The 23,531-nt window shown below is 48.9% G+C and carries 19 protein-coding genes; 13 read left to right on the top strand and 6 right to left on the bottom strand.

What is annotated here, in order from left to right:
* Positions 1 to 213 precede the first annotated feature (213 nt).
* From pepT to QZT18_RS09340, 8 genes are all read left to right on the top strand, one after another.
* Positions 214 to 1,446, top strand: a complete 1,233-nt coding sequence (pepT, locus tag QZT18_RS09305; protein ID WP_294146984.1) for a peptidase T — start codon at positions 214 to 216, stop codon at positions 1,444 to 1,446.
* A 229-nt stretch (positions 1,447 to 1,675) separates the two neighbouring features.
* Positions 1,676 to 2,962, top strand: coding sequence for a sensor histidine kinase (locus QZT18_RS09310; RefSeq protein WP_294146986.1), 1,287 nt, complete (start codon positions 1,676 to 1,678; stop codon positions 2,960 to 2,962).
* 117 nt (positions 2,963 to 3,079) lie between these two features.
* Entirely contained in the window at positions 3,080 to 4,837 is a 1,758-nt protein-coding gene (locus QZT18_RS09315) for a phage tail sheath subtilisin-like domain-containing protein (RefSeq protein ID WP_294146988.1), read from the top strand.
* A gap of 53 nt (positions 4,838 to 4,890) precedes the next feature.
* Positions 4,891 to 5,319 carry a phage tail protein gene (locus tag QZT18_RS09320; protein WP_294146989.1) on the top strand — a complete coding sequence of 143 codons (429 nt, stop codon included), beginning with the start codon at positions 4,891 to 4,893 and terminating at the stop codon, positions 5,317 to 5,319.
* A 567-nt stretch (positions 5,320 to 5,886) separates the two neighbouring features.
* Positions 5,887 to 6,462 (top strand): biotin transporter BioY, encoded by a 576-nt coding sequence (locus tag QZT18_RS09325; protein WP_294146992.1) that lies wholly within the window; start codon positions 5,887 to 5,889, stop codon positions 6,460 to 6,462.
* A gap of 62 nt (positions 6,463 to 6,524) precedes the next feature.
* Positions 6,525 to 7,208 carry a dethiobiotin synthase gene (bioD, locus tag QZT18_RS09330; RefSeq protein WP_294146994.1) on the top strand — a complete coding sequence of 228 codons (684 nt, stop codon included), beginning with the start codon at positions 6,525 to 6,527 and terminating at the stop codon, positions 7,206 to 7,208.
* 18 nt (positions 7,209 to 7,226) lie between these two features.
* Positions 7,227 to 8,411 (top strand): adenosylmethionine--8-amino-7-oxononanoate transaminase, encoded by a 1,185-nt coding sequence (gene bioA / locus QZT18_RS09335; protein ID WP_294146996.1) that lies wholly within the window; start codon positions 7,227 to 7,229, stop codon positions 8,409 to 8,411.
* Positions 8,412 to 8,592: 181 nt separating this feature from the next.
* Entirely contained in the window at positions 8,593 to 9,339 is a 747-nt protein-coding gene (locus QZT18_RS09340) for a Sir2 family NAD-dependent protein deacetylase (protein ID WP_294146997.1), read from the top strand.
* Between the two features lie 116 nt (positions 9,340 to 9,455).
* Here the strand turns inward: QZT18_RS09340 and QZT18_RS09345 are convergent, their stop codons facing one another.
* The 3 genes from QZT18_RS09345 to QZT18_RS09355 are packed head-to-tail and all read right to left on the bottom strand — an operon-like array spanning position 9,456 to position 11,145.
* On the bottom strand, positions 9,456 to 10,295 hold the full coding sequence (locus tag QZT18_RS09345; RefSeq protein WP_294146998.1) for a hypothetical protein: 840 nt from the start codon (positions 10,293 to 10,295) through the stop codon (positions 9,456 to 9,458).
* The gene (locus QZT18_RS09350; RefSeq protein ID WP_294146999.1) at positions 10,267 to 10,770 is read right to left on the bottom strand and encodes an RNA polymerase sigma factor; all 504 of its coding nucleotides are present in this window, start codon (positions 10,768 to 10,770) and stop codon (positions 10,267 to 10,269) included. Before QZT18_RS09350 ends, QZT18_RS09345 begins: the two co-directional genes overlap by 29 nt.
* 21 nt (positions 10,771 to 10,791) lie before the next feature.
* Entirely contained in the window at positions 10,792 to 11,145 is a 354-nt protein-coding gene (locus QZT18_RS09355) for a hypothetical protein (protein WP_294147000.1), read from the bottom strand.
* 183 nt (positions 11,146 to 11,328) lie between these two features.
* On the opposite strand from QZT18_RS09355, the gene QZT18_RS09360 reads away from it, so the two are divergent.
* The 5 genes from QZT18_RS09360 (at position 11,329) to QZT18_RS09380 (ending at position 19,228) form a co-directional block, all read left to right on the top strand.
* Positions 11,329 to 13,074 (top strand): ABC transporter ATP-binding protein, encoded by a 1,746-nt coding sequence (locus QZT18_RS09360; protein WP_294147001.1) that lies wholly within the window; start codon positions 11,329 to 11,331, stop codon positions 13,072 to 13,074.
* The gene (locus QZT18_RS09365; RefSeq protein WP_294147003.1) at positions 13,064 to 14,857 is read left to right on the top strand and encodes an ABC transporter ATP-binding protein; all 1,794 of its coding nucleotides are present in this window, start codon (positions 13,064 to 13,066) and stop codon (positions 14,855 to 14,857) included. Before QZT18_RS09360 ends, QZT18_RS09365 begins: the two co-directional genes overlap by 11 nt.
* Positions 14,858 to 15,025: 168 nt before the next feature.
* Entirely contained in the window at positions 15,026 to 15,649 is a 624-nt protein-coding gene (locus QZT18_RS09370) for a TetR/AcrR family transcriptional regulator (RefSeq protein ID WP_294147004.1), read from the top strand.
* 73 nt (positions 15,650 to 15,722) lie between these two features.
* Positions 15,723 to 17,480 carry an ABC transporter ATP-binding protein gene (locus QZT18_RS09375; protein ID WP_294147007.1) on the top strand — a complete coding sequence of 586 codons (1,758 nt, stop codon included), beginning with the start codon at positions 15,723 to 15,725 and terminating at the stop codon, positions 17,478 to 17,480.
* The gene (locus QZT18_RS09380) at positions 17,477 to 19,228 is read left to right on the top strand and encodes an ABC transporter ATP-binding protein (protein WP_294147008.1); all 1,752 of its coding nucleotides are present in this window, start codon (positions 17,477 to 17,479) and stop codon (positions 19,226 to 19,228) included. The genes QZT18_RS09375 and QZT18_RS09380 overlap by 4 nt, the downstream gene beginning before the upstream one ends.
* Positions 19,229 to 19,480: 252 nt before the next feature.
* Here QZT18_RS09380 and QZT18_RS09385 read toward each other — a convergent pair whose 3' ends face one another.
* Genes QZT18_RS09385 through QZT18_RS09395 form a run of 3 tightly spaced genes read right to left on the bottom strand, consistent with a single transcriptional unit; the run spans position 19,481 to position 23,244 of the window.
* Entirely contained in the window at positions 19,481 to 20,686 is a 1,206-nt protein-coding gene (locus tag QZT18_RS09385) for a ribonuclease E/G (RefSeq protein ID WP_294147010.1), read from the bottom strand.
* Positions 20,679 to 21,395: a TIGR03936 family radical SAM-associated protein gene (locus QZT18_RS09390; RefSeq protein WP_294147012.1), complete on the bottom strand. Its 717-nt coding sequence runs from the start codon at positions 21,393 to 21,395 to the stop codon at positions 20,679 to 20,681. Before QZT18_RS09390 ends, QZT18_RS09385 begins: the two co-directional genes overlap by 8 nt.
* Positions 21,370 to 23,244, bottom strand: coding sequence for a TIGR03960 family B12-binding radical SAM protein (locus tag QZT18_RS09395; protein WP_294147014.1), 1,875 nt, complete (start codon positions 23,242 to 23,244; stop codon positions 21,370 to 21,372). The genes QZT18_RS09390 and QZT18_RS09395 overlap by 26 nt, the downstream gene beginning before the upstream one ends.
* Between the last annotated feature and the right edge of the window lie 287 nt (positions 23,245 to 23,531).

The raw sequence follows: 23,531 nt of genomic DNA on the forward strand, positions 1-23,531 counted from the left end.
CTCCCACCACCCCGTCCGCCGTCTTACAGAGGCGTCCTCGCATCTCAATTAAATCTCTAATATCCCTTTTTTCCTGAAGAAATATGTAGTATAATATCTGATGTGTGTGGACATAAGCTGCCGTTCGCGGACCGTGTTTCCGGCGGGAAAGCAAATTGCAGCGATAACCGTAATATATGGAATTTCTTTAAATAAAAACTATGAGGTGAAGGTATGAGCAGAGCAGCAGATCGTTTATTAAAGTACGTCTCCTTTGACACTCAGTCAAAAGATGAGATGGAGCAGGTTCCGAGCACGGAGAAACAGCTCGTGCTGGCAAAAGAGCTGGTGAAGGAACTGGAAGAGATGGGAGCATCCAATGTCCGTTTGAGTGAGAACGGCTACGTCTATGCGACAATCGGGGCAACTACGGAGAAGAAAGTGCCTTCTCTGGGTTTTGTCGCCCATATGGATACTTCTCCGGCTCTGTCCGGCAAGGATGTGAAGGCCAGAATCGTAGAGAATTACAGCGGCGGCGACATTGTCCTGAATGAGGAAAAGAATATTGTCATGAGAGTGAAGGATTTCCCGTTCCTGGTGGACTGTGAAGGGAAAGACCTGATTGTAACGGACGGAACAACGCTGCTTGGCGGTGACGACAAGGCAGGCGTAGCCGAGATTATGACAATGGCCGCATGGCTTTTAGAGCATCCCGAAGTGCCCCACGGCACAATCCAGATTGGTTTCACTCCGGATGAGGAAGTTGGCAGAGGCGCTGATTTCTTTGATGTGGAAGGTTTTAAGGCGGATGTGGCTTATACGGTGGACGGAGGTCCTTTAGGAGAGCTGGAGTACGAAAACTTCAACGCGGCATCCGGACGTGTCTATGTACGCGGTGTCGGAATCCATCCGGGCGGAGCCAAGAACATGATGAAGAGCGCCGTTTTAATCGGAATGGAATTCCAGAGCCTGCTTCCTGTTTTTGAGAATCCGATGTACACGGAGGGATATGAGGGATTTTTCCATCTCGATCAGTTTGCCGGAGACGTGGAGAATGCCAAGATGGATTATCTGATCCGCGATCACGATATGCAGAAGTTTGAGCAGAAAAAGGAATTATTTGCCGCAGCCGGAGATTACCTGAATAAAAAATACGGCGAGGGAACCGTTGAAGTCAAGATAAAAGATTCCTACTATAACATGAAGGAAAAAATCGAGCCTTACAAATACCTGATCGACATTGCGAAAGAAGCGATGGAGGAGAACGGCATCACTCCCGAAATCTCTGCGATCCGCGGAGGAACGGACGGAGCCAGGCTGTCCTATATGGGACTTCCATGCCCGAATCTCTGCACGGGCGGTTATAACTTCCACGGAAGATTTGAATTCATTCCGGTCCAGTCCATGGACAAGGTAGTGGAACTGCTGCTGACGATTGTAAATAAATTTGAGGCCCTTGGGGAATAAGAGAATTTTTTATTTCCGTGCCGGACGGCAGCGCTTGATAGTTAAATACAGACTGAAACACAGAAAAAACTCTGCACCGGATTGGGATGCAGAGTTTTTTGTATGGAAAAATCCCCCACCGTTCCGGAGGGAATAAAAAGCCTCCGGGTGAAAGACTTGCCAGTGTCTTCCTGAAAAGATATAATGGAATAAAATGACAGACAAGTGCGATGAAGAAACGGGGAAAATCATGACGCTGAATGAATTATTTGAAATCTGCAATACCCTGATTACCACACCCTTATCCTTTTTCCAGATTTATATGCTGACGAAAGAGTGGCGTTATTCCCGCAAGAAAACCGTAGTTATCGGCGCAGCCTCAATTCTGGCTCTGCTGGCGCTGGATTTTCTGGTTTGCAGCCGCATGGGGGTCAACAGGGCAAGGGATATTGTGTCCGTGCTCAACTTTACCACCCTGCTGTTTCTTTACCTGTTTCTTCCCAAGTATCAGGGAGGAAAATCTATCTTTATCTGCTTCAGCGTATCTTTGTCTATGTTCATCGGAAACGCCATAGCGGAGATTTTCGGCACTACGGTTATCGCTTACAGACTGCTGATTAAATGTGCCGTCTATCTGTTTATGCTGATCGTTACCTATCAATATTTCCGCCGTCCCTTTTTTACGGTCATGGAGGGGATCGAAACGGGCTGGCACAGGCTGTCCGCCATACCCGTTATGTTTTGTATTTTATTGGGAGGCGTGCTGTGGTCGAGAAATATGTACCATGACCGGGAGGTGAAGATGATTGGGCTGGTTCTCTGTTTTGCGGCCGGGATCATCTATTTGGTGCTGTATTTTACGTTCTGCAGTATACAGGAGCAGTACAGAATGAAATCCGGCTATGATCTTTTGCAGGCGCAGATGTTTTCTCTGCAGAAACAGCTTGAAATTGTCAGGGAATCGGGAAAAGAGCTGGATATTCTCCGCCACGATATGCGCCACTATATCATGCTTTTATCGGCCTGCGTGGAACACGGTGATCTGGAGGAGGCGGGAAAACTGATGAACTCCCTGGAACTGTCCTTAGAGTCGGCCAATAAAAAGTGCCGGACCTATACTGGAAATATCCTGATTGACGCCATTTTGTCGGAATATGAGGGCCGCGCCGAAAACGGCGGTATCCGGTACGATGTGCTGCTGGCACTTCCTGAAACGCTTAAGAATAATCCGATCGAATTTGCCGTTGTTATCTCCAATGCGCTTGAAAACGCCTGCATCGCCTGTCGTAAGATTCCCGAGGGAGAGGAGCGCGTGATAAAAGTCAGAGGCAGAACGGAGGGAAAGCAGTTTTTTCTGGAAATTGCCAATACATTTACAGGCACGGTGAGAATCGATGAAGAAAAGGGGCGGCCGGTCACGGAGCAGGCGGGGCATGGTCTGGGGACACAGAGCATTGAGGCTTTTGCAGAGAAATACCATGCGTATCTGAGATACCAGGCCGGGAACGGCTGGTTCCGCCTTCGCCTTGTTCTCTGAATTCTCTTCCTGTTACCGGTGAATTGATCTTGCAGCCGGCTTTGGAACAGGGAGAAGTGATTTACGGTACGCCGTCTCTTATGGGAATAAATAGAAAGAGGAAGAAAGGAGAAGAATATGGCAGAGTATTTATCACCAGGTGTCTATGTGGAGGAGTTTGAGTCCGGCGTAAGACCGATGGAGGGCGTTGAAACCAGCACGGCCGGTTTTATCGGTGTGGCCGAGAGAGGGCCGGTTGAAGGACTTCCCAGGATGATTACAACTTTTTCGGAATTTAGGAGGAATTATGGAGATTATCTTCCGGCGGATGGGTTCGGAAATTATAGGTTTCTCGCTTATGCTGTGGAGTATTTCTTTCTCAACGGAGGGGCGCGTTGTTTTGTGATGAGGGCGGCGCCGCAGGATGCAGTCTGCGCCGAAGGAGCCGCGCCGGCAGGGGATGCCCCTGTCTTATTGCTGAAAGCCAAAGATCCGGGACTCTGGGGGAACGGCATCAAGGTGTCCATAGTTCCATCCAGCAAGGCGAAAACCCAGATTTTAGAGGTGGTTGAGACGGCATCCGGCAAGTGCTATTCCGTCAAGAACGGAGCCGGTTTCAGGGAAGGAGACGTCGTTGCATTTTATGACGGAACGGGGACGGTATTAAACCGGGTGGTTAAGAGTCAGGATAATATTCTGATCTTTGAGAAAGAGTTTGAAGAGGATGTGGTGGATAAAAGCCTCTTACCCGAGAAGATTATCTCCACCTGTGAATTTTCCATGGAAGTCCGTTATGAGGACCAGATGGAGAACTATGATAATCTCTCATTTAACGGGGAAGCGCCGAACTTTGTGGAGACGGGGACGGCCAAATCCAATCTCGTGTCCGTCAAGTATATGGGGGAGACGCAAGAGGAGATAAAAACTCCATTTGAACGTCTGCTGGAAGGACAGGAGGACGCAGTGTCCATCAGTTTTTCCGGAGGGAGCAATGGAACTGTACTGGGAATGAAGGCAGATGATTTTATCGGCGCGGATAAAGGCGCCGGAAAGAGAACCGGAATACAGGCCTTTCTCGATAATGATGTCGTATCCATCATGTCGGTCCCGGGAGTCACCGATCCCAAGGTGCAGCTTTCTCTTGTGGCTCATTGTGAGAATCTGGCCAGCCGTTTTGCCGTCCTTGATATTCCGCAGGATGCCGGAACGGTACAGGATATAAAGAGCCACAGGGATATCTTCGATTCGGCTTACGCAGCCCTTTACCATCCGTGGCTGACTGTTTTTGATCCGCTGGACAAGAGAAATATCCAGATACCGCCATCCGGTTCCGTGAGTGGAATCTATGCCAGAAGCGATAATACGAGAGGCGTCCATAAAGCGCCGGCCAATGAGGTGGTCAGGGCCTGCGTGGGTCTGGACATACAGTTTACGAAGGAGGAGCAGGACATTCTGAATCCTGCGGGTGTCAATTTAATCAGGTCGTTCCCGGGACAGGGAATCCGCGTCTGGGGGGCCAGGACGGCCTGCAGCGACGCAACATGGAAGTATATCAATGTGAGGCGCCTTTTTATTTTTATAGAGGAATCCATAAAAGCCAATACAAACTGGGCAGTATTCGAGCCGAACGATGAAACACTTTGGATCAGGGTCCAGAGAACCATTGAGGTATTCCTTACCGGCCTCTGGAGAAACGGAGCCCTTGTGGGAGCTTCACCTGCTGAGGCGTTTTATGTCAACATAGGAAAAAGCACAATGACTCAGGATGATATTGACAATGGAAGGCTAATCTGCATGATTGGAGTTGCTCCTGTCAGACCTGCTGAATTTGTAACTTTCAGAATTACCCAAAGAATGGGTGATTCCAGGCAGCAAGAGGAGGCAATGGAGCGTTGAAAGAGCAATAGTTTTTAAAACAATGAAAAAGGAAATAGGGAAGGAGCATTATTATGGCAGTATACCCAAGGGCGAAATTCCGTTTTAAGCTGGAAATCGATGGAATGGAGGCAGGAAGGTTCAGTGAGGTTTCCGGTTTCGACGCGGCGGTAGAACCGATTGAGTACAGGAAGGGAGATATAGCGGGAGAGGCTCCGATGAGAGTGGCGGGACTGCGTAAATACGGTGATATCACCCTGAAGAATGGGATAATCGAAGGAAAAGCCGTTTGCGGCTGGATTGAGAAGGGGACGGCCGGTGAGGTGGAGAGAAAGACCGTGACCGTAAGCCTGCTCGATGAGATGCAGAATGTAGCGGCGGTGTGGAAGATTATTAATGCATGGCCTACTAAATATTCGGCGCCTGATTTCAATGCGGACTCCTGTGAGATTGCCGTTGAGAGTTTGGAGCTGGCCCACGAGGGAATGGTAAGGGAGCCATAGATTATGCATCCGGTTACGATGCAGGTGACTCAATATCCATATGCGAAGACCTTGAGGAAGCCGATGCAATAATCAGGAAGAACAGAAAGAAAACGAGATTGCTTTCCATGTTCATCCCCTTCGAAAAGTGCTGCTGTGAATTCCGTGCCGGCAGCACTTTTCGTGATTCTAATTCTAATACCGAATCCAACATCAAACCTAAAGCCGATTCTAACTCTATGCTGAATCCGGCACCAAATCTAAAGCCGATTTTAACTCTATACCGAATCCGGCACCAAATCTAAAGCCGATTCTAACTCTATATCGAATCCGGCACCAAATCTAAACCGATTTTAACTCTATACCGAATCCAGCATCAAATTAAAAGCAGGTTCTAATTCTAATACTGAAACCAATGTCAAACCCCAGAAGATATTTTCAGACATCGGATATAGCAATGTTAACTTATTTAAATATAAGGTTGACAATCTGGCCTGCAATTGGTAAACTTTATTTAAATGTAAACTAAAATATAAAAAGAGTTTACATTTAGATGATCTTATCAAACAGGAATTAAAGGAGGAGAACATGTTACAAAAAGCAGAAAAACCCCTGAGGTATTCACCGGTATTGAATCTGACCTATACGGCGATGTTTACAACATTGATCGCAGTGGGTGCGTTTATCAAAATTCCGGTGCCTGTGGTGCCTTTTACGCTGCAGTTTCTATTTACCATGCTTGCGGGGCTTTTGCTGGGAGGCAAAAACGGGGCGGTCAGTGTGGCTCTGTATATGGCGCTTGGGCTGGCGGGACTGCCTATCTTCGCGGAGGGCGGCGGAATCTGGTATCTTTTAAAGCCGAGCTTTGGCTATCTGATCGGCTTCTGTCTGGCCAGTTATGTGACGGGAAAGATGGCCGAACACGGAAATCCGCTGACAATGAAAAGACTTCTGGCAGCAAATTTTACGGGGCTTTTTATCGTCTATGGCGTGGGGATGATTTATTACTATATTATCTGTAATTTTGTGATAAACACACCGATAGGAGTATGGCCGCTGTTTCTTTACTGTTTCATATTGGCAGTCCCGGGAGATATCTGTTTATGCATTTTGGCAGCTTATCTGGTTAAGCGGGTCCAGCCGGTAATGAAAAGAATGAGATAAGGTTAAAAGAGAGCGGATAACATCAAAGAAATTGAAACATTACAGAATGAGGTGAACTGAATATGAGCAAGAGTATCTTTATTACAGGAACCGGAACAGACATTGGAAAAACCTTTGTGACGGGCCTGATTGTGAAAAAGCTGAACCAAAGCGGGAGAAGCGCGGCATATTATAAAGCGGCCATGAGCGGGAACAGCCGCGGCGGGGACGGGAATCTGATTCCGGGTGACGCATGGACCGTCAAGAATGTTTCGGGAATTGCCCAGCCGCTCAAGGAAATGTGTCCTTATGTGTATGAGCTTGCGTATTCTCCCCATCTTGCCTCCAGAATCGAGGGAAATCCGGTGCGGCTTCAGGTGGTCAGGGAGGGATTTGAGGCTGTCTGCCGCAATTACGACTATGTAACGATGGAAGGGAGCGGCGGTATTGTATGTCCGGTCTGCTTTGATGAGGCCAAAATCCAGTTGGAGGATATTATCAGAGAACTGAAGCTGTCCTGCCTGATTATCGCAGATGCGGGACTCGGCACAATTAACGATGTGGTCCTCACCTGCGAATATATGCGGGCCCATGATATTCCGGTGAAAGGAATCATTTTCAACCATTTCCATGCAGGAAATGTGATGGAGGAGGATAATCGGAGGATGTGCGAATACATGACGGGACTTAAGGTGCTGGTCTGCGTCAAAGACGGTGATACGGAGCTCGACATGGACGCAGACGAACTGGCATCCCTGTACGAATAGGAAAGAAGGTAAAAAAATATGATTTGGTATCCATATCAGCAGATGAAAACAATGAAACCGCCCTATAAAATCATCAATGCGGAAGGTGTTTATCTATACACGGAGGACCAGAAACTGATTGATTCCGTTTCTTCCTGGTGGAGTGTTATCCACGGTTACAAGCATCCGGTGCTTACGGAGGCGATTAAATCCCAGGCGGACCGGTTTGCCCATGTCATGCTGGGGGGACTGACCCATGAGCCGGTGGAAAAGCTGTCTGAAAAGCTGAAGGAGTGGCTGCCCGGGGATCTGGATTACTGCTTTTACTCCGATTCCGGGAGTGTGGCGGTGGAAGTGGCTCTTAAAATGGCGCTGCAGTTCAATACAAACCGCAAAGAGACCAGAGATAAGGTCCTGTCCCTGACCCGGTCTTATCACGGCGACACGTTTAAGGCCATGGAAGTGGGAGACGACGAGGATTATCATTTTGCATTCGGGGAGAAAAAGGATGTTATACATATCCCAACGGAGATTCCCGCCCTGGAGGAAGCGTTTAAACAGCATCATAGCGAACTGAACTGTTTTATCGTGGAGCCGCTGCTTCAGGGAGCGGGAGGAATGCAGATGTATGATATCTCATTCTTGGAGCGGGCGAGAGAGCTGTGTGACGAATACGATGTGCTCTTGATTTTTGATGAAGTTGCCACCGGATTTGGGCGGACCGGCTTCCGTTTTGTTGCAGATCTGGTATGTCCGGATATCCTTGTTCTGGGAAAAGCACTGACGGGAGGATATATAGGACATGCGGTTACGGTGGCAAACCACAAGGTATATCAGGGCTTTTACGGCGACGATCCCGCCCTGGCGCTGATGCATGGACCTACCTTCATGGGAAATGCTCTCGCCTGCAGTGTGGCGTTAAAGTCTATCGAGCTTTTTGAAAAAGAGGACTACATATCGAAGATCAGCCGGATTACAGCCGTTACCAGAAGGGAAATGGAGGGCTTTGAGGACAGCCGTGTAAAAGAAGTGCGTATCATGGGAGGCTGTGTCTGTGTGGAAGTCTATGATCCCGCCGTACTGGACGGATATCAGCAGTTTGCATACGAACGCGGCGTATTCAGCCGTCCGTTTTTAAATTATATGTATGCGATGGTTCCCTATATAATCACGGAACAGGAACTGGTGAAGGTGCTGGATACGATGAAAGAGTGGTTCAGGTAAAAGAATATGATATGGAAGGAAAGGCGCTGTCTGCATAGATACAGCGCCCTTCTTTTCGTGGAATTCATCGGATTTGAGGCGATTGATGCCGGGCCATTGATCCAATTCTTGTCCAGGCTTGCAGGTGATATAGCAAAATGTTATAATAAAAGAAGGTAATAGAACCGAAGGGGGCATTGCTATGAAGAAAAAAATTGAACGGCTAAAGAGAATTCTGGAAGAAAGTACGTACACTGTGGCGCTTTGCGGCTCCGGCATGATGGAGGAGGGCGGATTTACAGGAATAAAAAAGCAGGATAAAGCCTACGACATAGAAAGCCGCTATGGCCATTGCGTGGAAGAGCTGTATTCGGCTACCTTCTATAATACACGGCCGGAACAGTTCTTTGAATTTTACAAAAGTGAAATGCTTCATCGTATGCCGCATGACACCGCCACCGGTCCGGCACTGGCGGCCATGGAGCGGGCGGGCAGACTTCAGAGCGTGATCAACAGCAATATTTATGACAAGCCGCGCAGGGGCGGCTGCGAACATGTAATCAACCTGCATGGAAGCATCTATCAGAACCAGTGTCCCAGATGCGGGAAAGAATACCCTGTTTCCTACATAATGAATGCAAAACACGTACCGCTTTGCGAAGACTGCAGGATTCCCGTCCGGCCGATGATTTCTCTGTTCGGAGAGATGGTGGACAGCCAGAAGATGACAAGCACCACGGAGGAAATTACAAAAGCCGATACATTACTGCTGCTGGGGACGACCCTTGCTTCCGAAGTGTTCCATCATTACATCCAGTATTTTGAGGGAAGACATCTGGTCATTATCCATAAGCAGAAGCACTATCTGGATGAGAAGGCGTCACTGGTGATACTGGATCATCCGATGAATATACTGCCTCTTTTGGGATATGGAAAAGAGGAGAAATAAGGTAAAGCAGAGTTTTTCAGATTTTCACCGGGGCCGGTTATGGTCCCGGTGCTTTTTTTGCCATTCCTTGAAACCACCCATTTATGAACTTGGGCCTGGCCGCTGCATTCCATCTGTCAATTGTGCTCCTTATGATGTTTATTATGGCATTTCCCACGGCTGTCCGGGAGGCAGCCGTCCTCGGAAGAACTGGCGGTTTCGTCCTGATATTTCTGTCCGCCGGGACGTTCTTCATTCTGTTCCGCCCTGTGCTCACAATGTTCCGTATGCCCCTTGATCTCTTTCATGGATTTATCCTTGAACTCATCCAGGGTAGCCATGGGATCCACATCCAGAAGTTCCTGGATGGCGTAATACTTGCCGACGGACATACCATGACTGTGTGCCTCGCTGCACATATGGCTGTCTACACTGGCATATTCCGCAGTTACATTCCCGTGGCACTGTTCTAAGGCCGTATCTACGGAATCCTGAAGATTTTCCAGGAGCCGGCCGTTTCCATTTCTGTTTTCCAGGGTGACGGATATCACGGCATTATTTTTCAGATAAGACTGCATGGCCTCACTGCCCAGCAGGCGTTCCATGGCCTCCCCGTATTCCAGATGCTTCAGGGAGACTTCCTGGAGCACATTTTCTCCGTCCGCCCCGTAGGGAACCTCGTCCACGACCCTTCCCCAGCGGTTGATATCCAGTTCAATACTGGGATTGACATCAATGCTGATGGTGGCGGCCTCGGTATAATAGAGCTTGTAGCCTCCGAACCCGCTTCCCACAAGAAGCATGAGACAGGCGGCGGAGATGGCCCATTTCATTCCGGGTGAGGTGAAACGGTGTTTCCTGTGCGTTTTTTTCTGCTGTTTTCTTCTCATTCCGCCGACAACAGCCGCGCGTGTGCGTTCTTTCAGCGCATCATCACATTTAACGGCGTCAAATGCGTTTTGGATCTTCTGTTTCACCTTCCTCACCTCCCAGTCTGTTTTTCAGTTCCGCTTTGGCTCTTGCCAGATGCGTATATACCGTATTGACATTCTTATGTAAAATACCTGCGATTTCCACGGAGGAATATCCCTCGTAATAATGCAGATAGATCAGGATTTTATATTTTTCAGGAAGCTGTATCACGGCCTCCAGAACCTCGGAATGTTCGTTACCGTCCGGCGCCGCCGTGGCCATGGCCTCCTCCAGGGAACAGGTATTGCGGCGGAAAAAACTGCGCAGCACATCCTTGCACCGGTTGACGGTCACTCGGATCAGCCAGGCTTTTCTGTGTTCCTCGGACTGAAAGGGTTCGGAAAAAAGGGCGTATTTCAAAAATACATCCTGAAATACGTCCTCCGTATCGCTTTCATTTTTCATATAGACAAAGCAGATATGCTTCACCATATCGGCATATTGGCCGATTGTCTGCTCTACATCCGATTCCTGCCGCATTGTTTCTCCATGAAGTAATTTTTATCTGTGATGTGAGCCGCAGCCCTGCCTGTTGTGATGGCCGCTGCGGTTCCCGCTTTCACTGTGATGACCGTTTGAAATTCTGCCGTCCGAATTGCCGGAGGCTGAAGCAGCCGGAGAACCTGCAGTTGAGGAGGCGCACCAGCTATGTGTACCGTCGGGGCACACCCAGTTTCCGTCCTCGGACCAGTGGCCCTCACAGTCTCCGTGGTCATGAGTGGTACAGTATTCATAACCGGTACAGTCTTCGTATCCTCTCGGACAGCTCCACTCGGCTCCAAACGCCAGGCTGCTGCCTGCAAATACTAATACGATCCCAGTTGCTGCTGTTGCCATTATAGTTCTGATTTTCATTATTTTCAATCTCCTTCTTTCATTCATTTCATTAATAATACGAATGGGGGTGGTGAACCCTTTCAAACAGATGAAAATAATTTTATAACGTTCCGCAGGATCCGCTTTTACAGCGCCTGCGCACAGGTATTTATTAACGGAAAACGGCGCATAATGTGACCAGATATACGATGGAGGTACGGCATGAAAAAAATGTATAAGGAACTGTTTTTGTTTAAATGGGCGATTCTGCTGCTGGTATTGACTGTAATTGGTTCCGTGGCCGCAAATCTTGCCCTGCCCATGTATCTTTCAGAGGTTATTAATACTGCAATCCCGGACGGAGATAAAGTCCGAGTTGTTTCAATCGGGGGAACCATGCTGCTGTTCGTCCTGCTGGGCGTCATATGCAGCGTTGGAACCGGTTTTTTTGCGTCTCTTGCATCGGTTGGTTTTGGCAGAAATGTGCGAAGCAGAGTATTCAGGAAGGTACAGTATTATTCCCAGACGGAATTCGACGGTTTCTCCACATCATCCCTGATAACCAGAACTAATAATGATGTGGTTCAGGTTCAAACTTTTATGAATATGCTTCTTAAAGTTTGTCTGATGGCTCCTGTTATGTGTATCGGCGGGGTAGTACTGGCTCTGGCTAAAAGTGCGGCCATGTCCATGATACTGATTTTTTCTCTTCCGGTCATGATTGCTTTTGTCCTGATTGTTGCCCGCCTGGCTTCTCCGCTGTCCCGGAAAATGCAGGAAAAACTTGATGAGATCAATCTTGTTACCAGGGAGAAACTGACTGGAATCCGTGTTGCCAGGGCGTTTGGAACGGAACAGTTTGAGGAACAGCGATTCCATAAGGTCAATGATGAGTTTATGATCAATACCATCCGTATGAACAGTGTCATGGGGATTATGATTCCCGGATTGAGCCTGATTTTGTACGCAACCATGGTAGCTCTGATTGCATTTGGCGGTTACCGGATTATTAACATCCATACGGCAATACCCATTGGAGATATTATTGCCGTCATACAGTACGTGATGCAGATTATGATGTCGGTGATGATGCTGTCCATGATATTTGTCATGTATCCCAGGGCAGCCGTTTCTGCCGGGAGGATCAATGAGGTGCTTGACACAATTCCCGCTGTGGCTGACCGTGAGGATGCCGTAACGGAAACGGATGTAAAAGGATATGTTTCCTTCCGGGACGTGTCGTTTACCTTTCCCAACGCGGATGAACCGGCGGTTTCTCATATTTCCTTTGATTCTTCCCCGGGGGAAGTTACGGCGATTATCGGTTCTACGGGAAGCGGAAAGTCTGCACTGGTCAATCTGATTCCCAGATTTTACGACGTACAGCAGGGGGAGATCCTGGTGGACGGGGTGAATGTAAAGGAGATCAGTCTGGAAGTCCTTCGTAAAAAGATAGGGCTGGTACCGCAGAAGGCATTTTTGTTCAGGGGTACCATTGCTGAAAATGTGGGGTATGGTCTGGGGTATCCGGATCAGATGGATGTGGAGCATGCGGTGAGGATTGCGCAGTCCTATGATTTTGTGACGGCCAAGGAGGGGGGATTTGACGCTCCCATAACACAGGGAGGCGCCAACGTATCGGGAGGACAGCGGCAGCGTCTGGCAATTGCAAGGGCAATCGCCAGAAAACCGGAAATCTATATTTTTGACGACAGTTTTTCCGCATTGGATTATAAGACGGATGCGGCGCTGAGAAAGGCCCTGCTGTCGGAAGCCGGAGATGCCACCGTGATTCTGGTGGCACAGAGAGTCAGTACCATTAAAAATGCGGACCGGATTCTGGTATTGGAAGACGGCAGATGCGTAGGACAGGGCAGACATGAGGAACTGATGAAAAGCTGTGAGGTTTATCGGGAGATTGTATATTCCCAGCTTACCCGTGAGGAGGCGGAGAAAGATGAAATCTAGTATACACAATAAAAAAACGGATTCTAATGCCGTTTTCAGGCGCCTGCTTCGGTTCATGGGGCCTTACCGGAAAGGATTAACCGTCTCCGTCATCTGCATCGTTCTTTCATCTCTGTTTAACAGTTTCGGGCCGTTTGTACTGGGCAGGGCAACGGATGCGCTGGCGGGTCTCGTAACAGGCGGGGAGCCGGTATACAGTCAGATACGCAGTTTTGCCGCCACTCTGATTCTGCTGGCCGCCATTTATATTTTGTACGCGGTTTTCAAGTATGTCAGCACGGTTATTCTTGTCAGGGTTTCCCAGAAAACAATCCGTGATTTGAGGAACGGCATCGACCGGAAGTTTCGGAAACTTCCCCTGAACTATTTTGATACGAATACCTACGGGGATGTGCTCAGCCGTATTACCAATGATGTAGATACCATATCCAACAGCCTGCAGCAGAGTCTGGAGCAGATTGTGACGGCGGTGACTTCCGTTATCTGTATTCTGGCCATGATGCTTTTTATCAGTCCCATGCTGACTTTGATCGGCATTGTGACAGTACCCCTTGCCCTTGTTTTTTCAATGAAGATAGCAGGAGCTTCACAGAAGTATTTTAAGACTCAGCAGGAGACGCTTGGAGAGATGAATGGGTATGTGGAGGAAATGTATACAGGGCATACCATTGTCAGCGCCTATGGCACGGAAGAAGAGACGGTAGATGAATTTGAGGAAACCAACAGAACCCTGTATGACAGCGGCTGGAAATCTCAGTTTATGTCCAGCACCATGATGCCTGTTACCCAGGGAATGGCAAATCTGGGGTATGTGTTTGTCGTAATTGTGGGCGGGGCTTTTGTAATTGATAATAGAATGACGATTGGCATGATACAGTCCTTTATCCAGTATCTGAGACAGTTTTCACAGCCCATCAACCAGACCGTTCAGATTGCCAATATCCTTCAGTCTACGGCAGCGGCAGCCGCCAGGGTTTTCGAATTTATCGACGAGACGGAAGAGAGTCCGGAACCGGAGCATCCGGCAGTCCCTGATTCTATAGATGGTTCTGTGGAATTCAGGCATGTAAGATTTGGGTACCTGCCGTACCACACCCTTATGCACGATGTGAACCTGGAAGTAAAACCAGGAAACAAGGTAGCCATTGTAGGTCCTACGGGTGCGGGTAAAACTACATTAATTAATCTGCTGCTGCGTTTTTACGATGTGAACGACGGCGAAATCCGCGTGAGCGGCATTAATATTAAAGAGATGAACCGTATGGAGCTCAGGTCTGTTTTTGGCCTGGTGCTTCAGGATACATGGCTGTTTACCGGCAGTATCATGGAAAATATCCGGTACGGCAGACTGGATGCAGGGGATGAGGAGGTGGCCAGGGCAGCCAGGGCGGCCAGAGCGGACTCATTCATCCATACCCTGCCGGGCGGATATCAATTCAGGCTGCAGGAGGGAGCGGCGAATCTGGCACAGGGCGAACGGCAGCTTCTTACTATTGCGAGGGCGATTCTTTCAGACAGTCCCGTGATGATTCTGGATGAGGCAACCAGTTCCGTAGATACGCGTACGGAAGTACTGATTCAGGAGGCCATGGCGGTTCTCATGAAGGGGCGGACCAGTTTTGTAATAGCCCACAGGCTTTCCACGATCAAGGATGCAGACATGATTCTGTACATGCAGGACGGAGACATCAGGGAAGTGGGAAACCACAGGGAACTTATGTCCCGGAACGGACTTTACGCGAAACTGTATAACAGCCAGTTTGCCAACGAGAACGGATGCTGAATATAGCAATGCATTGTCAGCCGGCGCAGGTTATTAGCAGGGAGGAGGCGTGCACCGGAAAAATCCGGATTCATAACTTGACAGAAATGCATTGGTATGGTAAAGTGATAATTAAATTACTGATAATCTAATTATCGATAATTAAATTATCGGATAAAGGAGAGAGAAATGTCCATACCTGATCGCAGCATTGACCCAAGGATTTTATCAAGTGCCAAAAAAGAATTTTTAACGAATGGATTTGAAAAGACATCCTTGAAAACCATCTGTGATAATGCAGGGATTACTACGGGAGCGCTCTATAAGCGATACAAAGGAAAAGAAGACCTGTTTCACGCCCTGGTGGCCGATACGGTGGCTGATTTGAATGATGTTTTAAATGAAAAGGGAGGTGTGGACGTAACGGCGCTTTCCGACAGCCGGCTAATTAAAGCCTGGGATATGGATTTGGAATATATGTTGTGGTGGTTCCGGTTTTTATATGAACGCCATGACGGATTTGTCCTGCTTTTAAGATGTTCGGAAGGCACGGCTTACGCGAAATTCCAGCATGACTGGGTAGAGCAGATGACGGTATCAACCGGCAAATATCTTCAGGAGGCCCAAAGGCGCGGGCTGACCGGGACGGCCGTATCCAGGGAGGAACTGCATGTCCTGTTATCCGCTTTTTGGTCAACAATCTACGAGCCGTTTATCCATGATTTCAGTTGGGAGCAGATCGAGTCACATTGTAAGCTGGTATGCAGATTATTCAACTGGTATGAAGCACTGGCGTTTGACATTCGAAAATAAGTCCCTCCATAAGGAGGGCTTAAATTTAAACATAAGGTTAGCTTAAACTAACCCCAAAAAGGAGGAATGGAACTTGTTTGGAAAAGTATTGGAATATGCCGGTGAGTACCGAAAGACTACATACCGGGCAATTGCAGCCATGCTAATCGGATTGATAATGAATGTCCTGCCGTTTTTGTTTATTTATCAGATTATCAGTCCGCTGCTGATGCGGGAACCCATAACAGTCTCGGCGATGGCCTGGCGGGTATTGGCTATTGCCGTCTGCGGCGTTCTCTATGCGGTGTTTTATATACGGGGACTGGCGCTTTCGCATGAGTCCGCGTATCATACCCTGGAAAACTTACGGTTATCCCTGCAGGGCAGGCTGGAAAAGCAGCCTCTTGGAGTTATACAGGAAAAGGGGGTCGGCAGTATTAAAAAGATGTACATAGAGGATATCGACAGTATAGAGCTGCTTCTTGCACATGCGCTGCCCGAAGGATTCAGCAATCTCTTTGTTCCTGTCCTGGTGTTTATTGCCATGTTCTTTGTGGACTGGAAGCTGGCATTCCTGTCCCTGGCCTCGCTGCCTATCGGCCTGATTTCCATGATGGCCATGTATAAATCCGGCATGAGCCGGATGGGGGATTATTATGAGTCCGGGCGGAGAATGAACAATACAATTGTGGAATACATCAATGGAATGGAAGTCGTCAAGGTATTCAACCGGGACGGTGAGTCCTACAGGCGTTTTGAAAAGGATGTGCGCGGTTACCGCGATTTTACGCTGGCCTGGTATAAGGTGTGCTGGCCCTGGATGGCTCTTTATAACAGCATACTTCCCTGTGTGGCCATGTTTACCCTTCCCGTCGGTTCATATCTGGTGCTGAAAGGCGATTCCACCCTTCCCGACCTGGCATTGGTTCTGTGCATGTCTTTTGGCATTGGGGCGCCCCTGGTCCGGGCAGTGGGGTTTATGTCCACACTTCCCCAGATTAACTATAAGATTGCCGGTCTGGAAGCCATGATGAGCTCACCTCCCCTTCAGCAGAGCGATGAGCCCTTCACAGGGAAGGAACACAGTATCCTATTCAGGAATGTCCGTTTTGCTTACCAGGAAAAGGAAGTGCTCCATGGGGTTTCACTGGATATACCCCAGGGCAGCCTGACGGCGCTGGTGGGAGAGTCTGGGAGCGGTAAATCCACATTGGCGAAGCTGTTGGTCCACTTCTACGATGTGACCGGAGGTTCTGTAAGTATCGGAGGGCAGGACATCCGCCGGATGAGCATAGAGGCGCTGAATAACGAAATTTCCTATGTAGCCCAGGAACAATTTCTATTTAACACGAGCCTTTTGGAAAATATCCGTTTGGGTAAGCTGGAAGCGTCGGATGCGGAAGTGCTGGATGCGGCTGAAAAGGCCCAATGCGGGGAGTTCCTGGCCCGTTTGGAACAAGGTATTCATACGATGGCAGGCGATGGCGGCAGGCAGCTTTCGGGCGGAGAGCGCCAGCGTATCTCCCTGGCCAGGGCAATTTTAAAAAATGCCCCGATTGTTGTGCTCGATGAGGCCACGGCATTCATGGATCCGGAGAACGAAGAGAAAATGAATGCCGCAATCGCAGAGGTCATCAGAGGCAAGACGGTTATTGTCATTGCACACCGCCTGCATTCCATTGTGAATGCAGATCGGATCTGTGTACTGGATGACGGGAAACTTGCCGCAGTGGGAACTCATCGGGAACTGCTGAAAGAAAGCAGAAAATATCAAAAACTCTGGGAAGCGGCCCAGGGAAGCGCCCGGTGGAAAGTAACCACCCACGGGGAGAAGGGGGATGAAAAACTATGATTGCTTTGATGAAACGGATTCTTGCCGTATCAGGAGAGTATAAAGGCAGAATTCAGTTGGCCTTTGTATTTTCCTTTCTGAAATCGCTGCTTTCCAAGGCGCCTCTCATGTTGGGGTTTACAGCCCTGGCGGCATTCTACAGGGGTGGCATGACAAAGGAAATTTGTATTTGGCTGGGAACAGCCATGTTTCTATGCATTGTATTTCAGGTTATATTTCACCATATTGCGGACCGCCTTCAGTCGGCCGCCGGGTTCATGGCGTTTTCCGACATGAGAATGAAATTGGGCGGTCATCTGAGAAAGATGCCTATGGGTTATTTTACGGAAGGCAATATTGGAAAAATAAGTTCGGTTTTATCGTCTGATATGGTATTTATTGAAGAAAATTGCATGATGGTGCTGGCGGACATGATGAGCTATCTCTTTTCCGAGGCCATTATGATAATATTCCTCCTTTTCTTTAATGTTTGGATTGGTCTGGCCGCCATTGGCGTTGTGCTCGCGATTCTCCTGATTGCAAAAGGCATGAAAGAGGAAAGCGCCGGAGACTCTGCGGTTAAACAGGAGCAAAATGAGAAACTGACCGATGCGGTATTAGGCTTTACAGAGGGGATTGGTATTATCAAAACCTATAACCTGCTGGGGGATAAATCCAGGGAACTGACGGATAATTTTGCTGAAAGCCGCCGCACGGCCATTCAGTTTGAGGAGAACCATGCCCCTTACCAGCGGCGGCTGAACATGGCCTATGGTGTGGGTTCTGCAATCATTGTCGGAATTTCACTTTTACTCAGCAGCCGCGGCCTTTTGGACGTAATTTATGTGGTGGGTATTTTATTGTTTGTCTTCGACCTGTTTGGCCCGATAAAGGCATTGTACAGCCAGACAACCCGATTGACGGTCATGAGCAGTTGTATGGACCGCATTGAAGAGGTGTTTGCAGAGAAGGAGCTGCCGGATGACGGCACATCCTCCATCCCGGAGAAAAGCAGTATACCGGAGGTTGAATTCCGGCATGTGAGTTTTGGATACGGCGGAAAGGAGGTGCTGCACGATGTTTCCCTGACATTGCCGGGAAACCGTATGCTTGCTCTGGTCGGTCCTTCCGGCGGCGGAAAGTCTACGGTTGCAAGCCTGCTGACCCGGTTTTGGGATGTGGACAGCGGTCAGGTACTGATTCGCGGAAAAGACGTGAGGGAGGTGAGGCTCAGCGACCTGATGGATCATATCAGTATGGTATTCCAACGGGTATACTTATTTCGGGACAGCATTTATAACAACATCAGCATGGGCCGGCCGGACGCCACCCGTGAGGAGGTCCTGGAAGCGGCAAGGAAGGCCCGTTGCTATGACTTCATTATGGCGCTGCCTGAGGGCTTTGAGACCGTGATAGGAGAAGGCGGGGAGACCTTATCAGGCGGCGAAAGGCAACGGATTTCAATCGCCCGCTGTATCCTGAAGGATGCGCCGATTGTCATTCTCGATGAGGCGACAGCCAGCGTGGATGCCGACAATGAGAGCTGCATTCAGGAAGCGATCAGCCAGTTGTGCCTGGGTAAGACGTTATTCGTGATCGCCCACCGTCTGAACACGATCCGGGAGGCGGATCAGATTCTTGTGATTGCAGACGGACGGATTGCTCAGGCAGGCACCCATGAACAGTTGATCCGCCAGGAAGGCATTTACCGTAATTTTGTCACGGTGCGGGAAAACAGCCGGGGGTGGGGCCGAAGTACCGCTTTATGAATGAGCGGCTTACAAAACACAGATTCTTCACAGGGTTTTCAGCTTGATTTCAAGTTCCCATGATATACCGAGAAAAATCATGAGAGGAGAGCGGCTTTGAAAAGGTACATGATTCGGGCAACAGCCCTTTGTGTGACGGCCGCTGTTAACGCCCAAAAATCCAGATGGGAGTCAGAGATGGCTCACTATCTGGATTTTTTATACAAAAAAACAGGAGCATCGCTCCTGACACGAAATCAAAATGATTTCACGTCATTGTGCGACACTCTCTTTCAGCATTTCGTAAAATGGTCTTCTCACTTTTTTTCTTGTTATCTCCACGAGTCCCAGCTTTGTCATTTCCACCAGCACGGTCTTGACCGGATCTTTTCTCAGCTCTTCTTCCAGGCGGGCCAGCAGAAGTTTCTTGTGCTCCTCTTTCGTCATATCGATAAAATCCACAATGATAATTCCCGACAGGTTCCGCAGGCACAGCTGTCTTGCCGTCTCGGCGGCGGCCTCCAGGTTGATCTTAAGGATGGTGTCGTCCACGTTCTTTTTCCCTGTATATTTCCCGGTATTGACATCCACAACCGTCAGCGCTTCCGTCGGCTCAATCACGAGATAGCCTCCCGATTTCAGCCAGACCCGGCGGCCGGAAGCTTCCTCCATGGCAGATTCGAGACTGTACAGCTTAATCAGGGGAACCGCCGAATCTTCATAAAACTTTAGTTTCCCTGCATCATCCGGCTGGTTCTCTTCCAGATAGGCTTTCATCCTCTTGTGGCACTCCGGAATATCCGTGATAATTGCCTCCAGGCTGCCCGCAAACGTATCGCGGAGTCCCGCAATATAAGAAGGCTCCGCGCTTTCCAGCACGGAATAGCAGGTCCGGCAGGCGGCTTTTGACAGCAGCTCCTCCATCTTATCCTTAAGCGTCAGCACCTCCCGCCCGATTGTCTCCTTTGCCGCACCCATGGCATTGGTCCTGACAATCACGCCGAAACGCTCATCCTTCAGTGCGTCCAGATATTCCTTTACTTCCTCTTTCCACTTCTCGTCCCGGATTTTCACGGAAAAACCGACCTGGTTTTTGCCCATGGTCAGGACAGCGTATTTGCCGGTAAAATTCAGGTAACTGCTGAGAACGGGATCTTTTGTCTTCACCGCATCCCGCGCCACCTGGACCACCAGCTCATCCCCCTGTTTGACCGTCCGGTCCGGACAGAGAGCAGGAAGACAGTCGGCAAACAGATGGATCCTGTTCTCCGTCAGGCTGTAGTATCCCGTCTTTCCCCCGCCTAGATCTACAAAAGCGGCATTGATATTTTTCACGATATTCTGCACTTTTCCAATATAAATATTGCCCAGGAGGCTGCTGCTTTCCTCCTGCTCCAGATTCAGGGAGCGGCACTTGCAGTCGGCCATCAGTGCAGTCAGGATCGTTCCCTTCCATTTGGTTACAATCAGTTTATTCAATCTCGGCTCCGTATTCTTCCAATGCTTTAAATTGATGGTTTTCTTCCCCGCCCTCGTCGGCATAAACTTCCTCGCGCTGCACCTGGAACCCGAAGACAGGATATTCCTGTCCAAGGAAACTGTAATAAGCGCCGATAATCTGTTCCGGTTTTACGTTGGCCGTGCTGCCGGATGAAATCTTCAAAAAGATCCGGGTATTCTCATCCGTCAGATACGCCTCATAAATGTAGGGACGCAGATCCATGGTTTTTTCACCCTTTTTGGTCTTCTTTACTATTTCTATCGATTCACTGCCGCAGAACTCCAGCAGGCCTTTCATAAATCCGGGGACATCCTCCGGCTCATACTCTTCTTTGAACCATACCGTATAATCGGCGGCAGCCACGAGGGACATTGCATTTTTCGCGGCATCATCCAGTTTTCTGTAGCTTAATACGCGGAAACCTTCCGCATTTTCCCGGTTGATCCGCTCCATCATTGTGCGGGAATCCTCTGTGGAGTTCACTTCGATATCTACGTATTCCCCATTGCTTAATATGCCCACTCCGAGCGGGGAGGCGAAGGACATGATTTGATGCGGGCTGAAGCCCTCGCTGTAACGGATATCCACATCCGCCCTTCTCATCACCTTCTGAAAATAGCGCATAATGTCGAGATGGCCAATAAACTTTAACGGGCCTTGCTTACTGAACTTCATTCTTATTTTCATAGCAGACCCCTCCTTTATATTTTGCCACACCGCAGCCGGAACATTTTGCTCGGCAGTTCGGCGTCACGGTCTCTTTGACCGCATTATTCCATTCACGTTTTAAGAACTCTTTTGTCACTCCGGCATCGATGAAATCCCATGGGAACACTTCATCCAGACTGCGCTCCCTCACGGTATAGAAATCAATGTCCACACCGCAGGTTTCAAATGCCTGCATCCAGATTTCATTGTGGAAATATTCCGACCAGGAATCGTAGAGGGCGCCGTTCTTGTAGGCCTCCTCCACCACGGCCGCCACCTTCCGGTCGCCCCGCGCCAGCACGCCCTCGAGGACGGTCAGATCCGCCTCGTGCCAGTTGTAGCGCAGGCTCTTGCGGTTGAGCATTTCCTTCATCTTCTTATTTACAATGTACGCCCTGTCGAGAAATTCCTGTTTGGTGCACATTCTGGCCCACTGGAAGGGGGTAAACGGCTTCGGGACAAAGAAGGAGGAACTGGCGGTAACCTGAACTTTTCCGTTTCGTTCTTCCTTTGGAATATTATAGTATTCCTCGGCCACTTTTTCAGAAAGCTCCGCAATTCCCTCCATGTCTTCCACCGTCTCAGTCGGAAGACCCAGCATGAAATAAAGTTTCACACGGTTCCATCCGCCTTTGAACGCCTGTGCGGAGCCGTTCAGGATATCTTCCTCGGTCAGGCCCTTGTTGATGACATTTCGAAGACGCTGTGAACCGGCCTCCGGCGCAAAGGTCAGGCTGCTCTTCTTGACATCCTGCACCTTACTCATAACATCCAGTGAGAACGCATCGATTCGCAGGGAAGGAAGAGATACGTTGATTCCTTTGCCGTCAAACTCCTCTATCAGGAAGGTCACAAGCCCCTCTAACTGCGTATGGTCACTGGAACTTAAGGAACTCAGGGAAATTTCCTCATGGCCCGTGCTTTTTAACATCTTATATGCCAGGTTCTTCAGTTCTTCGAGACTTCTCTCCCTGACGGGACGGTACACCATACCAGCCTGGCAGAAACGGCAGCCGCGTATACAGCCGCGCATAATTTCCAGGACGACGCGGTCCTGGGTTACCTTAAGAAACGGAACGATTGGTTTTTCCGGATAGCAGGTATTTTCCATATCCATAATAAGCTGTTTCTCCACCTTGTCCGGAGCATGGGGATTCACGGGAACCATGCGTTCGATGGTTCCGTCCTCCTTATACCATACTTCATAGAAAGAAGGAACATAGATACCCGGAATCTCCGCCGCCGCTTCCAGGAATTCTTTTCTGGTTCCGCCGCGCTTTTTAATCTCTTTATACCGGTCCAGAAGTTCAAAATAAACCACCTCGCCCTCACCGATGTAGAAGAGGTCAAAGAAAGGCGCAATCGGCTCGGGATTATAGCTGCACGGCCCGCCGCCTATCACAATCGGATCTTCTTCCGTCCGGTCCTCCGCATGAAGCGGGATATGGGCCAGATCGAGGACCTGCAGGATGTTGGTATAGCACATCTCATACTGGAGGGTAATTCCGAGGAAATCAAAATCCTTCACCGGATCCTGACTCTCCATCGCGAATAACGGGATGTTCTTCTCCCTCATGATCTTGTCCAGATCCGTCCATGGGGAATAAACGCGCTCACAGTATACGTCCTCGCGTTTGTTAAACATATCGTAGAGAATCTGGATGCCCAGATGGGACATTCCTATCTCATATACGTCCGGGAAACACATGGCAAACCTTACGTCCACCTTGGACGGGTCTTTTTTCACCATGTTGACCTCACCGCCGATGTAGCGGGCAGGCTGCTGGATACTTAATAATACTTCATCAGTTAAAGCTAATTTTCTCATTATTTTTCCTTGTTTATTATGCTGTTCGCACAGTATTTTGGGTTTGCGTTATGGCTCAAACCAATGTGCCACAACGCATAATTATAAGGCATTTCATGGCATTAATCAACACCATTCGGCAGAACATATTAATCCCGCTTTACTATATTGTTACTGTTTACACCGCATTGCGCTGTGAACAGTAATACTATATTTACCAGTATAACAGAACTATATAGAATTAGCACCGACAAAAAATCATATCCGCCTATTTCATAGCAGCAGCTAAAACGCAGGGGTTCCGGAAC

It is taken from the genome of uncultured Clostridium sp., assembly GCF_900547735.1.
Taxonomy (GTDB): domain Bacteria; phylum Bacillota; class Clostridia; order Lachnospirales; family Lachnospiraceae; genus Otoolea.

What these genes read in the sequence shown, in the direction of transcription:
- bioD (WP_294146994.1), top strand. Translation starts at nt 6,525, where the DNA reads ATGAGCAAGAGTATCTTTATTACAGGAACCGGAACAGACATTGGAAAA.
- QZT18_RS09315 (WP_294146988.1), top strand. Translation starts at nt 3,080, where the DNA reads ATGGCAGAGTATTTATCACCAGGTGTCTATGTGGAGGAGTTTGAGTCC.
- bioA (WP_294146996.1), top strand. Translation starts at nt 7,227, where the DNA reads ATGATTTGGTATCCATATCAGCAGATGAAAACAATGAAACCGCCCTAT.
- QZT18_RS09360 (WP_294147001.1), top strand. Translation starts at nt 11,329, where the DNA reads ATGAAAAAAATGTATAAGGAACTGTTTTTGTTTAAATGGGCGATTCTG.
- QZT18_RS09395 (WP_294147014.1), bottom strand. Translation starts at nt 23,244, where the DNA reads ATGAGAAAATTAGCTTTAACTGATGAAGTATTATTAAGTATCCAGCAG.
- QZT18_RS09370 (WP_294147004.1), top strand. Translation starts at nt 15,026, where the DNA reads ATGTCCATACCTGATCGCAGCATTGACCCAAGGATTTTATCAAGTGCC.
- QZT18_RS09325 (WP_294146992.1), top strand. Translation starts at nt 5,887, where the DNA reads ATGTTACAAAAAGCAGAAAAACCCCTGAGGTATTCACCGGTATTGAAT.
- QZT18_RS09390 (WP_294147012.1), bottom strand. Translation starts at nt 21,395, where the DNA reads ATGAAAATAAGAATGAAGTTCAGTAAGCAAGGCCCGTTAAAGTTTATT.
- QZT18_RS09350 (WP_294146999.1), bottom strand. Translation starts at nt 10,770, where the DNA reads ATGCGGCAGGAATCGGATGTAGAGCAGACAATCGGCCAATATGCCGAT.
- pepT (WP_294146984.1), top strand. Translation starts at nt 214, where the DNA reads ATGAGCAGAGCAGCAGATCGTTTATTAAAGTACGTCTCCTTTGACACT.
- QZT18_RS09365 (WP_294147003.1), top strand. Translation starts at nt 13,064, where the DNA reads ATGAAATCTAGTATACACAATAAAAAAACGGATTCTAATGCCGTTTTC.
- QZT18_RS09340 (WP_294146997.1), top strand. Translation starts at nt 8,593, where the DNA reads ATGAAGAAAAAAATTGAACGGCTAAAGAGAATTCTGGAAGAAAGTACG.
- QZT18_RS09320 (WP_294146989.1), top strand. Translation starts at nt 4,891, where the DNA reads ATGGCAGTATACCCAAGGGCGAAATTCCGTTTTAAGCTGGAAATCGAT.
- QZT18_RS09355 (WP_294147000.1), bottom strand. Translation starts at nt 11,145, where the DNA reads ATGAAAATCAGAACTATAATGGCAACAGCAGCAACTGGGATCGTATTA.
- QZT18_RS09380 (WP_294147008.1), top strand. Translation starts at nt 17,477, where the DNA reads ATGATTGCTTTGATGAAACGGATTCTTGCCGTATCAGGAGAGTATAAA.
- QZT18_RS09310 (WP_294146986.1), top strand. Translation starts at nt 1,676, where the DNA reads ATGACGCTGAATGAATTATTTGAAATCTGCAATACCCTGATTACCACA.